Annotated in this window: 11 protein-coding genes and 1 pseudogene; 2 read left to right on the top strand and 10 right to left on the bottom strand. The window is 45.7% G+C overall.

All coding sequences use genetic code 11. From position 1 onward, the window contains the following. Window positions 1-401 (bottom strand): annotated as a pseudogene (locus AB4496_RS06195) (glucosylceramidase); the annotation flags it as partial. A gap of 64 nt (window positions 402-465) precedes the next feature. Here AB4496_RS06195 and AB4496_RS06200 point away from each other — a divergent pair. Further along, on the top strand, window positions 466-1,413 hold the full coding sequence (locus AB4496_RS06200; protein ID WP_102257656.1) for an aldose 1-epimerase: 948 nt from the start codon (window positions 466-468) through the stop codon (window positions 1,411-1,413). A 116-nt stretch (window positions 1,414-1,529) separates the two neighbouring features. Here AB4496_RS06200 and AB4496_RS06205 read toward each other — a convergent pair whose 3' ends face one another. The 8 genes from AB4496_RS06205 to AB4496_RS06240 form a co-directional block, all read right to left on the bottom strand. Beyond that, window positions 1,530-3,944, bottom strand: coding sequence for a GH36-type glycosyl hydrolase domain-containing protein (locus tag AB4496_RS06205; RefSeq protein ID WP_102257657.1), 2,415 nt, complete (start codon window positions 3,942-3,944; stop codon window positions 1,530-1,532). A 93-nt stretch (window positions 3,945-4,037) separates the two neighbouring features. Continuing rightward, on the bottom strand, window positions 4,038-5,129 hold the full coding sequence (locus AB4496_RS06210) for an ABC transporter ATP-binding protein (RefSeq protein WP_004732790.1): 1,092 nt from the start codon (window positions 5,127-5,129) through the stop codon (window positions 4,038-4,040). Then, on the bottom strand, window positions 5,129-6,478 hold the full coding sequence (locus AB4496_RS06215) for a GH1 family beta-glucosidase (protein ID WP_102257658.1): 1,350 nt from the start codon (window positions 6,476-6,478) through the stop codon (window positions 5,129-5,131). The genes AB4496_RS06210 and AB4496_RS06215 overlap by 1 nt, the downstream gene beginning before the upstream one ends. 17 nt (window positions 6,479-6,495) lie before the next feature. Then, a complete protein-coding gene (locus AB4496_RS06220) occupies window positions 6,496-7,389 on the bottom strand; it encodes a carbohydrate ABC transporter permease (protein WP_009846153.1) in 894 nt (297 codons plus the stop codon). 1 nt (window position 7,390) lies between these two features. After that, window positions 7,391-8,377 carry a carbohydrate ABC transporter permease gene (locus AB4496_RS06225; protein ID WP_102257659.1) on the bottom strand — a complete coding sequence of 329 codons (987 nt, stop codon included), beginning with the start codon at window positions 8,375-8,377 and terminating at the stop codon, window positions 7,391-7,393. Between the two features lie 67 nt (window positions 8,378-8,444). Continuing rightward, window positions 8,445-9,692, bottom strand: coding sequence for an ABC transporter substrate-binding protein (locus AB4496_RS06230; protein WP_102257660.1), 1,248 nt, complete (start codon window positions 9,690-9,692; stop codon window positions 8,445-8,447). Between the two features lie 18 nt (window positions 9,693-9,710). Then, entirely contained in the window at window positions 9,711-10,718 is a 1,008-nt protein-coding gene (locus AB4496_RS06235) for a LacI family DNA-binding transcriptional regulator (protein WP_012601182.1), read from the bottom strand. A 605-nt stretch (window positions 10,719-11,323) separates the two neighbouring features. Next, window positions 11,324-12,664 (bottom strand): carbohydrate porin, encoded by a 1,341-nt coding sequence (locus tag AB4496_RS06240; protein WP_102257661.1) that lies wholly within the window; start codon window positions 12,662-12,664, stop codon window positions 11,324-11,326. A 53-nt stretch (window positions 12,665-12,717) separates the two neighbouring features. Here AB4496_RS06240 and AB4496_RS06245 point away from each other — a divergent pair, with 53 nt between their 5' ends. After that, on the top strand, window positions 12,718-13,008 hold the full coding sequence (locus tag AB4496_RS06245; protein ID WP_102257662.1) for a hypothetical protein: 291 nt from the start codon (window positions 12,718-12,720) through the stop codon (window positions 13,006-13,008). Window positions 13,009-13,037: 29 nt separating this feature from the next. Here AB4496_RS06245 and AB4496_RS06250 read toward each other — a convergent pair. Continuing rightward, window positions 13,038-14,328: prolyl oligopeptidase family protein (locus AB4496_RS06250; RefSeq protein ID WP_372130700.1), on the bottom strand; the 1,291-nt coding region annotated here is incomplete at its 5' end.

Consider the following 14,328-nt stretch of genomic DNA (forward strand, 5'->3'; position numbering starts at 1 on the left):
GTTTGAATGAGACTAATCGCATTCGACATTTCTCTACTTTCAATCTTTTTTCCATCGAACAAAGCAGGATAGAAGTTCAGGTGAACGCTTAGCTCTTGTTCATTAAAAACTTGCAGCGTGTCGATGGTTGGCACATTCATCACTGACGCATAAAAATCATTAAAATTAATAACTTGCTCTGAACAATCGACAAATATTCCCGGAATAAAGCTGAAATTTGGTGTTTTTCCGTTTGGCGTCAGTGTAAATGTGTTACCAATTCCGCCCACCGCCATACCGGTATTTTCTGGTGTGGTAGAAATTGGCGTGTACCAAGGTTGAATAAATTCAACTGCATCACCTTTTTTACATAAGTGTTCCGAATTTCCTGAGTAGCTCGTATATGGAATTTTATTATTCATTTTAAAACCGCCATTGAATATTTTTTTCTTCTTGTTAATATCTTTTTAAAATGGAGACATCAACATGTTTAAAATTATAAATGAAAAATTTGGAAATATTGACTCTGTCACATTAATAAACCACCAACATGGTATAGAACTTCAAATAATCAATGGATTTGGTGCTGTTATTAATAAGTATATCGTAAATAACAGTCCATTCTCTTTTATTTGTGGTTATCAGAATTATGATGAACTGATCAACCAACATCCGTTCTTTTCCCGCAGTGCTAAATTATTCCCTTTTCCAAACCGTTTAAACTTAGGTCGTTACAGTTTCGATAACCAAAACCATCAACTCCCAGCTAACTTTCCATGGTCTGATCACGCCGTACACGGCCTGCTCTACAACCAACCTTTTTCAATCACAAACAGCGTAACCACTGAAGAATCCGCCAGTGTGACGTTGCAGTATCAAACGTCATCTTTGCATCCTGCTTTCCCGTTTGCGTTCAACCTTGAAGTCACCTTCACTATCGATACCACGGGTAAACTCACTTCCTCAACGACCGTCTCTAATTTGGGTGATTCCGCCTTCCCATTCGGAGATGCTTGGCACCCTTATTTTTCACTCGGTACTGAGCTAGCACAATGTGGACTCGCTATGTCGCCTTGCTCTGAGGTCATACACGAAAACGACCTACCCAATGGTGAAAAACACGCTTTTGACCGTTTGTCTTTGGACGATTCACTCACCAATCAAAGCTTAAATCACTGCTTTGAATTTGATTCCAAGACAACCAACCAACTTGCGTTTACGCGCTCAGATTCGTCTGCCGCAATTCGCTACCAACAAGATGAAAGCTACCCATTCGTTCAGCTTTACACGCCAACGAGCGAGCAAAGTATTGCAATAGAACCAATGACTTGCCCAGCCGACGCATTCAATAACCAGATTGGCTTATTGACGCTTAGCCCGAACCAATCTCAAACCTTTACTTGGCAATGCCAAGCCACCTATCAGCCAACATAAAGAAAGCAAAGTAAAGCAACTGCTGTATGCGAAATCAGCCCCCAGAGAACGCATTGCTAACGAAACAACTGCAACGAAAGAAGCAATAAAGGGCGCATAAAGCGCCCTTCTCTTTGTTAACCTAAAATCACCTCGATGGTGTGCTCACCAGAGGTAAACACTGGCGCTTTATTACCTGAAATCAGGTCACCATTTACCTTCATTTCAACCACCCCCTTACACACGTTATTCGGGTTAGTGACATGAATATGATATGTCGCACCACGGAACTGACGGCGGACTTTGAATTCTGGCCATTCTGCCGGAATACAAGGGTCCACCAGCAAGCCATCCACTTCAGGGCGAACACCCAGAATCCACTGCGTACCCGCCACGTAAGTCCAAGATGAAGTACCAGAAAGCCACGCATTACGTCCTAAACCGAACTGTTTGTGCTCGTCACCCAGAATGTTTTGTGGGTAGCAGTAAGGTTCAGATTCAAAGGTATCGATGTCATCATTTTTGGAAGCTGGGTTGATTTGACGGTAGTACTCGTAAGCACGCTCACCGTTGCCCATTTTCGCTTCTGCGATCATCACCCATGGGTTTGAATGCAAGAAGATACCGCCGTTCTCTTTCGCACCTGGTGGGTAAGTCGATACACCACCTAGCTGAGGATCAAAGCCGTTGTAACCCGGTGTTGAAAGCTTGATGCCATTGGTAGTGTTTAGTTTGTTGTAAACCGAATCTAGCGCTTGCGTTGCACGTTCTTGAGTCGCGAAGCCAGAAATTACGGGCCAGCTTTGACCATTGGTGTAGATCTGCCCTTGCTCATTTTTATGAGAACCGATCGGCAAGCCTTGCTCATCAAAATAACGAACAAACCATTCGCCATCCCAGCCGCATTCATTGACGGTGCTCTGCATCTGTTGATACTGATCTTTAAACTTAGCCGTCAGTTGCGCTTCACCACGCAACTCACACAAGTCCAACATGTCGAGCAGTGCTTTGCCGTACATGTTAGCCACCATCATCGACTCAGCACCCGTTGGTAGGTTCACCGTGTCATTCCAGTCAGCAAAACCTAATAGCGGTAGACCGTGCTCACCGGTATTGGTGTAAGTAAACTCAATCGCGCGGCACAGGTGGTTCCAAACCGTTCCCGTTTCGACTGGGTTGCCCGCTTTGTCTTTTTGATAGAACGGAATATCTTTATTCAAGAAGTCTGCATTGCCCGTTTCTTTCACATATTGCGTCACCGCGTAGATGATCCACAGGTGATCATCACCGTAGTAATCAGGGCGATCTTCTTCTTCTCGCGAGTCACCCGCGTTCGCTTCCATGGTTGATGGGAAGAACTGGTGCATCGCAGAACCGTTGGTGTTTTGCACAGATAACAGACGCTCAATGAACTCACGCGCTTCTTCTGGCATGTGAGTAATTACGCCTAACGTATCTTGCGAAGAATCACGGAAACCGATGCCACGAGCCCCATAACCAAGCTGGTACAGAGACAAGTAACGAGACCAGTTTTTGGTTGTGTGGCACTGACGTGGGTTATGTACGTTCAACATTGAGTTCATTGCAGGATCTGGCGTTTCAACCTGAACCGCTTGTAGGTAACCATCCCAATGTTCAGCCAGTTCAGCGAAAGCAGAATCGACCACTTGATGGTCACGATATTTAGCCAGCAGAGGAAGTGCGGCTTCTAGGCTCTGTTCTTGCGCGATTTGTACAATCGTACGTTCTGTCTGCTCTGGAGATAGCCAACCCAGACGCAGGTTCAGTGCGCCAATGTTGTCGCCACGCAAACACTCGGTGTTGCCTAATTCATCATTGTTTAGTGCTTGTGGTGCTGCCCATGTACCGTAGCCCAAATTCCCTAGGAACGATTGGCGATCACCATCAAAAGACGTCGCAGGGCGATCCGCTGTCATCAGGTTCACCGCGTAGTCACGCTTCATAAAAGCATACTGCTCAAGCACGGTGTGACCCGATTCTTGTTGGTGTGCTTTTAGCGTCATGGTTTGTGGAACCCAATCGGCATTCAGTAGTTGCTTAAGTGCATCGAAGTGCGTGAATTCGTAAACAGGCACCACATCAACGTGCAGTGCTTTGTCTGAAATGTTGGTGACCTTGATGTCTTGCAACAAGACTTGGTCAGCTTTTGGTACAAAGAAAGTCGCTTCACAACGTACACCAAAGGCTTCTGCAATGATGGTGGTGTATGACAAACCGGTGTGGTTTTCAAACTTATCTAATGGCTTTAAAGTTGGGGTGTAGAAAGGTGAGAATATTTCTACGTTGCCCGCTTCATCACGTACCTTGAGGTACATGGTCGAGCCTTTGAAATCTGAGTTTGGCAGTTGAGCAATGTACTTAGTAATGCGGTTGAGTGCCGGATCGCCCTTACACAGCAATACGCCGCCGTTGCTATCTACAATGCCACCGAAATCTAATGTGCCCACGTAGTTACACCATTTGATCGGCGTACACGGTGTGGTTGCTACGTATTCTTTGCTTTTATCGTCAAAATATCCGAATTTCATCATCACTATCCCTAGCCCCTCCCAAATCAGGAGGAGCCAAAACAATTTGTCGTAAGTTGGTTGGTGTCAGCTCAATGACTGATTTAAATTGATTGGCTAGCTCGCTAGCGAGTTCTCACTCAGAGCATCGAACAAGTGGAAAGCATCCAAATCCAAATAAAGCGTCAGATCTTTTACATCGACTTCAGCCGCTTGGGTTTCAACCATCAACGGTTGACCGCCAATTTCTGTTTTCAGAAGAATGCTTGCGCCCAGTAATTCCTTGTCTTTGATTTTCACAGGGAATGGCAGCACGCGGTCGTGGTCAACTTGCTCGGCACGTAGGTGAATGTCTGTTGGACGAACACCAAAATGCAGCGCTAGGTTCTTAGACGCCAGAGACTTAAAGCGCTCAGGCAGTGGGATCTGAACATCGCCGATTTCAACGAAGTACTCGCCTTCTTTTTCAATCAGTTTTGCTTCCAACATGTTCATTGACGGGTTACCAATGAATTGCGCGACAAACTTGTTAGCAGGACGCTGGAACACCTCGGTTGGTGTACCAACTTGAGCAACATAACCGTCTTTCAAAATCACGATGCGATCCGCCAATGTCATCGCCTCGATCTGATCGTGGGTTACGTAGATCGTTGTGGTTTTTAGTTCACGGTGTAGGTGTTTGATCTCTTCACGCATCACGCCACGCAGTTTGGCATCTAGGTTAGATAACGGCTCATCAAACAAGAAAACTTTCGGTGTGCGAACCATCGCGCGGCCCATTGCTACACGCTGACGCTGACCACCAGAAAGCTCTTTTGGCTTACGGTTCAGTAGCGGGTCAAGCTCTAGCATTTTCGCCGCTTTTAGAACTTCTACGTCGATTTCTGCTTTCGGCATACCTTTCAGTTTTAGTGCAAAGGCGATGTTCTCGTACACCGTCATATGTGGGTACAGAGCGTAGCTTTGGAATACCATCGCTAAGTCACGGTCTTTCGCGTCGACTTTATTCATCAACTTGCCGCCAACCACGATGTCACCAGAACTGATACTTTCAAGGCCAGCAAGCATGCGTAGCGTTGTCGATTTACCACAGCCAGATGGGCCAAGGAAAACCACGAACTCACCGTCTTCAACCGTAAAATCAAACTCTTTGACGACTTCAACATCACCGAATGATTTTTTGATATTCTTAAATTCTACTTTAGCCATTATCTATTCTCCTCAGCGCGCTCTTGAAGCATGTTTCGGTACGCAATTGCGCTCTGTTTCAATGTTCTTTCTTGGGTGGTGTAGTCAACATGGACAATGCCAAAACGCTGGCAGTAGCCGAATGCCCACTCAAAGTTATCCATCAGACTCCAAGCGAAGTAACCGTCGACTTTCACACCCGCTTCAACGGCGTTGTGAACCGCTTCGATATGACCTTGGAAATAACGAACACGTTGCTCATCCATCACTTGTCCATTTACTCGTTCATCGTTGCCCGCTGCACCATTTTCTGTGATGTAGATAGGTGGCATATTTTCGTAACGAGCATCCAGTCTTACCAATAAGTCGGTTAGACCTTGTGGGTTGATCTCCCAGCCGATGTAAGTGTGTTCAGCATCTGTTTGCTTCACCGATTCAATATCGCCGTTCTCATTGAAGCGAGCGACATTGCGTGTGTAGTAGTTGATGCCAATGTAATCGACAGGTGCGCTGATGATGTCTAAATCACCTTCAAGGATCATAGGCATGTTCATCGCTTGGCGTTCAACCACCAACTGTGGGTATTCGCCCTTCAATACTGGGTCGATAAACCAGTGGTAGTTTTCCGCTTCACAGTAGTCGGCTGCACCTTGGTCTTGTGGCGTCAGCGGGTAAGCTGGCGTCGCGTTGAATACCACACCATGCTTAGCATGAGGTGCATTCTTGCGAAGGATCGGCATTGCCAAACCGTGTGCCAACATTAGGTGGTGAGATGCTAGGTAGCCTTCTTTCTCACCTTTGATACCTGGCGCGTGTTCGCCCCAACGGTAACCTAGGAATGCAGAAACAAACGGTTCATTGAGCGTGGTGTACACATCGATGTTGTCACCAAAGTATTTGCTCACCACTTCTGCGTATTCTGCGAATTTATAAGACGTTTCGCGGTTTAGCCAGCCGCCTTTATCTTCAAGGTATTGCGGAAGATCCCAGTGATACAGCGTCACATATACCTTCATGCCACGAGCATGACACTCATCGATGATCTGACCGTAAAACTCTAGACCTTGCTGGTTGACGACACCGTCTTGCGGAAGGATGCGCGGCCATGCAATAGAGAGACGGTAAGCATCAACGCCTAAACCTTGAATCATCTCAATATCTTGTTGCCATAAGTGGTAGTGGTCACACGCCACATCACCATTGTCGCCGTTATCGACCTTGCCCGGCTTCTTGCAAAAAGTGTCCCAGATAGACGGTGTACGACCGCCCTCTTCAACGCCGCCTTCAATTTGGTATGAAGATGTCGCGACACCGAATACAAATTCCTTACTGCGTAACTTTGAATCACTTGGAAGTTGATATTTATTCATTGTTATAACCCTTAAACCTAACCTTTGACTGCGCCGGACGTTAAACCACTGATCATCTGTTTCGATGCGAACAAGTAAGTAATCACGAGCGGTAAAATAGAAATTGTGGTACCTAGCATTACCGCGCCCCATGGCGTATTCGGAATACCTTGAACACTTCGAAGTGCTTGCGTAATGACATAGTTATCTGGGTTGTTTAGCACCACGAGAGGCTGCATAAACATGTTCCAGAAGAAAACGAACTGAACGATAGCCAATGTTGCGAGTGCAGGCTTCATTAGTGGCAGTACCACGCTCCAGTACGTTCTGAACTCACCAGCGCCATCCAGTTTCGCCGCTTCAAGTAGCTCTTTTGGAATCGATGCAATCACGTGCTGACGCATCAAAAAGATGCCAAATGGTGTCGTAGTGAACGGTAGCCATACCGCCATGTGGTTATCCAACAAGCCTAAGAATTTCACGATCATGAAGTAAGGGATCAAGCTAAGCACAGGCGGAATCGCCATTGAGCCAACCAGCATGCCGAACAACACGTTCTTACCGCGGAACTTAAACACAGCAAACGCGTAGCCACCCATGCTACAAAACAGCAGCGAGATGGTGGTACCTAAGAAAGCCACGTAAATCGAGTTAAACATCGCTTTCCAAAACGGCATGATTTCAAGCAATTTGGCGTAGTTAATCGCCAGGCTATCGCCAATCGCAAAGCTAATGCCCGTGCCGAAAATTTCAGAACGGTCACGCGTTGATAGCAGTGCCGACCATACAAATGGAAAGACTGTAATTAGCGCTGAAACAACCAGTAAGATACCTAGCATGACCATCAAGATCTTAGTCAGAATGAACATGCTGCGCTCGCTTGGTATCAGTCCACTTAGTGGTGAGGTATTTGTCTTAATTGATGTCGACATCTTAATGTTCCCCTAAGCCTTTCTTACCGAAGAGTAAAAATTGAACCAATGTACAAGTCGCGATGAGTGCAAACAGTAACCACGAGATAGCAGATGCTGTACCCATTTCTAGCCATTCCCAACCCACTTTGTAGAGGTACATCGAGATAGTTAAACCAGATTGGCCAGTACCACCTGTACCACGCGTTAGGACGAACGGTTCTTCAAACATTTGCAGGTTACCGATGATGGTCATCGTGATAGCAAAGAAGATGAATGGACGAATCATTGGTAGTGAAATGTTCCAGAAGCGGCGGAAGGCATTGGCACCATCCATACGCGCAGCTTCTAAGATGTCTTTAGGAATCGTCATTAAACCCGTGGTGTAAAGGACGATGTTAAAACCGGTGTATTTCCAGAAAACCATGATTGCGATAGACGGCTTCACCATAGTGGCATCGTCTAACCAACGGATTGGTTGGAAATCGTTAACCCAAGCGAATGCCCAACCAAACAGCGTGCTATCGGCCAGAGCCATTAGCGTTTGGTTAATAATTCCTGAGTTAGGAGAGTACATATTGAAGAAAATCAGTGACGCTGCGACCGTTGATGTAATGAACGGTAGAAAGTACGCCGATGTTAGCCAGTGACGCATACGGTCACCCATTGAAACCAACATGTAAGCCACTGGAATAGCGACTAAGTGCTGAGCCACGCCTGAAGTGATCGCTAGCCAAAGCGTGTTCTTCAATGAACGCCATAGCCATGGGTCCGTTAAAGCAATGTGATAGTTCTCAAAACCAACGAACTCCATCGCATCCATGCCTCTTACCGGGTTCCACTCGTGGAACGACAGGTAAACAGAGAACAACAGCGGGAAGATCCCAAATACAGAAAAAATGATCAGAAACGGCAGAAGAAATCCATACGGTGTAAGCGCTTTCAAATTTAGACGAGAAAAAAAGCTTTGCTCCGAAGGTTCTATCGTTGTGCTCGCTGTATGATTCATAGTAACGACCTCTTAAAAAAGGAAGCGCGCTATCCGCGCCTCCTCACTTACTCAAAGTAATAACAAATTAAAGATTACGCGTGCGACGCTTGATTAGACGCTCAGCCTCTTTAAGCGCTGTCTCGATGTCTTTACCTTCATCAAGTACTTCCATCAATGCGTTCTCTAAGATGATAGAACGTGCAACGTGGTCGCCTTGTGCTGGAGATACTGGTTTGATGTTTTGTGCCACTTCAGCAAACAGTAGACGGGCTTTTTGTCCGCCTAGGAATTCCATCTCTTCTTGGAAAAGCTCATCGTCATACGTGGTGATGTTCGCTGGGAAAGCAGCAATCGTTTCGAAGTGTTTAAGCTGTACTTCACGATCCGTCGTCATGTATTCAATAAGCGCCCAAGCTTCATCTGGGTTTTCTGATTGAGTTGGAATAGAAAGGAATGAACCACCCCAGCTTCCGTAGATGCCATCAGGTAGGTTTTCTACTGCCCATTTACCTTTAGTTTCAGGAGCAATCCAGTTGTTTAGGTGACCAAGAAGCCAAGCGCCAGAAAGTTGAGTTGCAAATGTGCCGTTGCGGAAGCCTTCGTACCATTCGTTAGACCAAGCCAGAATACGGCCGTCTAAGCCTTTGTCGCGAATCTCTTTTGCTACTTCAAAAGCGTGAACAAAACGCTCTGATGTCACGACTGGGTTGCCATCTTTATCGAAGTACAGACCTTCACCTTCAGGAACCGTCGTAAAGATAATCGCTTGTGCCACGTCGGCTGCCGAAGCGATAAGTTGTACGTTTTGCTCTTTCAGTTTTTCACCAGCAGCGATGTATGAGTCCCAATCTTTGATTGCGTCTTCTACATTAATACCTGCTTTTTCGAACACGTCAGTGCGGTAGTACATAACGCCAGGGCCAAGGTCGACAGGGATGCCGTACATATCGCCATCAGCGCCTTTGCCCTGTGCCCATGCGTATGGTGCGAATCGTTCTTCGTACTTATCTGCACCGTAGTTTTCAGACAAGTTAACTAGGCCGCCAGAACCCACGAATGGACCAATTTTCTCAACGTCCACAACAATCACATCACCCGCACCAGAACCCGTTGCAAGGTTCGTTGTCAGTTTCGTGTGGTGGTCACCGTGGTTGTTCATAAGGTAATCAACTTTGATACCCGTTTCCTTTTCGAAATCAGGCAGTAATACCTTCAGGCTGCTATCGAAATCAGGGAAACCGTCGAAACGAATTTCTTTGTCTGCTGCATTTGCAGCTGTTGTACCTAATCCTAAAGCAACCGCGCATGAAAGCGCTAAGGTCTTAAATTTCATGTTCTATCCTTAATATTTTTATAGGGTAACTGGTAAATCCGATACCGAGTTTCTAGTGACCAACGTCGGCAGCAATTTAAAGTTCACGTCATGTTTTATTTTCTTTAGCTTTTGCAGAGTGAGCTGCACAGCTTCAATGCTCATCTCTTCAATTGGGAAATTAATGGTGGTCAAACTAGGGGTCAGATAGCGCGCGAAGATGGTGTTATCGAAGCCCACCAGTGATACATCTTTCGGAACTGACAGCCCCTCTTGATGCAGCACCTCAAAGGCGCCAAATGCCATGTGATCATTCGAAGCAAATACTGCGGTGAAATGACACTTACGATTCATCAGCTTTTTCATAGCGCTGATGCCCGTCTCTTCAGTAAAGCCCGCTTCCGAGACTAAGGCTTCATCGTATGGCACACCCGCTTCTTCCAAGGCCTTTCGATACCCCTGCAAACGCCCCCTAGCGTCTGCTTTATCTAAAGGCCCGGTAATACACGCGATATCTGTATGTCCCTTTTGCAAAAGATATTGAGTAGCGAGTAGCCCCCCGACTTCGTTATCAATATCAATGCAACTCATCGCCATTTCTGGGATGAAGCGGTTAATTAAAACCACAGGGGTCCCCTGTTCTTCCAATTCAATTAAATAATCATCACTGAGCAATTGAGTATGAAGAATCAAAGCATCAACACGACGCCCCAGCAGAAACTCCACAGACTCGCGCTGCCCTTGTTCGGTGTTCGAACCCGCTGTAACCACAGCGTGGTAACCAAAGCGGCGTAGGTTTTCTTCTATGCAATGCAAAATGCCTGAATAGAAAGAACCGCCAAGTTCTGGAACAACAACGCCAACACTACCGGTACGACTTGACGCCAAAGCTTGAGCGATAGAGTTCGGGCGATAACCCAATTCTTTGATCGCTTTTTCAACCTTTAGCTTTTTGTCATGACTGACTCTGCTAGTGCCATTAATAACTCTAGACACTGTCGCCTGAGACACACCTGCATGTTCTGATACGTGTTTAATTGTCGCCACTCGAACCTCGATACTTCATTAGCTTGTAACCGCTTACAAAACGATTATTAAAGAAAGGCGTCTTGGTTGAAGTGAGTGTCATCACACTAAAGTTGGAGGTGAAAAGGCCAGTTGTGGAAATCATGAAAGCGCTTACAGATTCACTTCACACCATGAAACTGTTTCATGAAATCATGAATCCATCGTGAGTCAGTTTTGTTAAAAGCCTTAGTTCCGTGAAGGGGTTTCAACACACCTATTGGCGTATCAAATACGATGGGTATCGAGTATTTTCCACCATCTAGGCTATTGATATGCAAAGGCTACGACGTGAGTTAGCCATTACAATTACTAGGGATAAAGCAGGGTACGCGAGATAGATTAAAATAATATGAAACGAGGTATTGAAGATGTCATGGAGAGCAGAGGGAGAGGCAATCCAAAATGATACAACAGATATTCAAGACGAAAAAAAGGGCACAAAGAATGTGCCCAAGAATGGAGTTAATTGAAACGTGCCCTAATTAATCTGCCTTTAGGGCTAAAATGGACAGTATTTACTACTTTTAAACACAGGCTCTTTGAAAATATGCCTAATTCAAAGAGCTGCTGTCGCTAGCTTGTGATTACCACCAAGCTTCAAACATCGCACCGAATGACAATGTATCTACATTACCATTGTCTTTTGGAGCGCCTTTTGTCTCTACATCACCCACAGTTGTGTAAAAGCGAAGCATTGGACGACTCCAAGGTAAGCCACCTAGAGAAACGTTTTGAGATAGAGTTACCTTCCACGCGTTCTCTTCGCCGTCGTCATCGTAATCAACCATGCCGTAACCCGCTTCTAACCATGTAGAATGAACGTCATCCCATTGGTACTGTGGACGAACGATACCTGCATACTCAGTGTTATCGCGAGCTAAGTCTGCACCAGAGTTATCTTTATACGACACTAGGTAATCAATGATGAATTTATCCGATGCTGCGTAGTTACCTTCAATGCTTGCGTAAAAAGTTTTATAGTCGCCTTTCAACTCAAATACCGATGAATCTGCACCATCACCGTATTTCACTATTAATCGGTTAGAATCGCCTAAGCCTAACGTCGCACCTACCAAGTAAGCCGTTTCATCACTGACTTTAGTACCTGCAGTCACCACTTTTTCCGTTAAACCTGTATCTTGATCGATTACGTACTCAGTAGAGCTTGCTGTATCCGCTTCATCTGAAGCAAAACCGTAGTTCGCATACAAGTCTAGTTGACCGATACCCGCGTTAATTGAATGAAGTTTAGAAGTAATTGCGTATCGACCATTGTCATTTACGAGGCCGCCTTTCACTTGGCCAACAAAGCCCATATCTAGCTTAGCGCCACCGAAATCTAGGTTGTTAAAGCCAGCGCCTTGACCATCGTGTGTCATCCAGAAGTAATCATTCAAACCTTGTTGGGGACGTTGGTGGAAGTCGCGACCAGCCCACATGTAAAGTTCTGGTTGGCTTTCAAATACATTAGTTACACCAGCGTACATTTTTTTCATACTTAGGCCGCCATCGTCAGCCCAAGCGTCTGCTTCCCAGTGGTCTGCCATGAATACGACGTCCCAAATCGCACCATTGTCAGCTTCGAAAAGCTTAGCTAGCTGAACCTCACCACCATTAGCTTCGTTACCTAAACGACCGACAGAACGACCTGTTGTACCGATGTCTACGTAACGCTCATCACCGCTCTTGTAGTGAGCGCCGTAACGAGCATAACCAGAGAAGACGATGCCATCTGGCACCTTAGTTTCTGCAGTTAAAACCGCGGGTTGTTGATCGTTAACATAATCAATATCAACAACCTTAGATTCTAACTCTTGAATTCGTTTTTCTAGTGCTTCGATATTAGTATCAGCAGCAAAAGAAGAGAGTGAAGCAAGCGAAGCCGCCACTGCGACCGTTATTGGCAAAAGCTTAAATTTTTGCATTGTATTTCCCTATTATTTTTTTGAGTTTTCATCGAACAGGGAAATATTAAGCAATGAAAGCGTTGAAAAGTTGGTCGCTGTTCACACTGATAAATCAGCTTAAATGCCATGAAACTTTTAGAAAATCCATGACTAAAACTACTGACTTTAGATCAACAGGTTATAGTGAAAAATGCGTAAAATATCAGCTTGAAATCGCTTTCATTTCATCAGTAATGGTGGCGGCTATCACGGAAAAGGGTGTCGAAAAGCAAAGAAAACGAGGTGTGAATTTGATTGGTTTTCATATATATGAAAAGCCTCAAAATCTAAGGCAGATTTTGAGGCTTTTTGGTCTGAGTTAAATACCCAGTTATCTAAAATCAAGTATTCGCTAAAGTGAATCTAGGGACTCAATTCCCATATTGAACAGGGTAAATGCGTAGATATCAGCAGTGAGGTCGATAGCTTTACTCAGCGGCATACCTGCCCCATGCCCTGCATTGACGTCAATACGGATCATCACGGGCGCTCCGCCTTCATGCTTATCTTGCAGCTCTGAGATGAATTTATAAGAGTGAGCCGGTACCACACGATCATCGTGATCAGCTGTAGTAACCAATGTTGCTGGGTAATCGACGCCTCGTACAACGTTATGAACCGGGGAGTAACCCAGCAGGTATTCAAACATCTCTCTATTCTGCGCTGACGTGCCGTAGTCGTACGCCCAGCCTTCGCCAGACGTGAAGGTGTGGTAACGCAACATGTCCAACACCCCAACCGCAGGCAAAGCCACTTGGAACAGCTCAGGCCTTTGTGTCATGCAAGCGCCAACCAACAAGCCTCCGTTAGAACCGCCGCGGATCGCTAACTTATCATTGCAGGTATAGTTTTCTTCAATTAAGAACTCGGCAGCAGCAATGAAGTCATCAAATACATTCTGTTTTTGTTGTTGTGTACCCGCTTTGTGCCACGCCTTACCGTATTCGCCACCACCACGTAAGTTCGGCACTGCATACACACCACCCAGTTCCAGCCAACTGCCCACCGTTCCCGAGAAGGAAGGGGTTAGGCTAACGTTAAAGCCACCATAGGCGTACAACATGGTTGGAGTATTACCATCTAACACTAATCCCTTCTTATAAGAGATAAGCATCGGAACCTGAGTGCCATCTTTTGAGGTATAGAAAATCTGTTTAGATTCGAACTTGTCCGACTCAAACGGAGACTCAGAGCGTTGGTAGATTTCAGAGCTTCCAGATTCAACATCAAAAGAGAAAATCGTTGGCGGCGTTACATAGTTGGTAAAGGTGTAATAAAGCTGAGTTTGCTCGTTTTTTCCACCTAAGCCACTGGCCGTTCCCAGCCCAGGCAAATGAATGTCACGAACTCGATTACCTTGGTAATCCAACTGCTCAATCTTAGACACCACATCGACCATGTAGTGGGCAAACAAGTAGCCACCGCCCGTGCTGATATCCAATGGCTGTGGCTTTTCAGGGATGATTTCGAGCCATTTCCCATCGCGAGTATCAAAGCTCACCACCTTGCCGTTTGGCGCATCGAGGTTGGTGTATAAGATGAAGACTTCGTCTTGGTTATCAATGAGGTAAGTATCGCTATCCACATGATCAATCAACGTATTCAGCTGTTGTACTGGTGAATTTAAATCGATATAGAACCTG

The organism is Vibrio sp. 10N.222.46.A1 (genome assembly GCF_041473595.1).
In the GTDB taxonomy this organism is placed as follows: domain Bacteria; phylum Pseudomonadota; class Gammaproteobacteria; order Enterobacterales; family Vibrionaceae; genus Vibrio; species Vibrio tasmaniensis_A.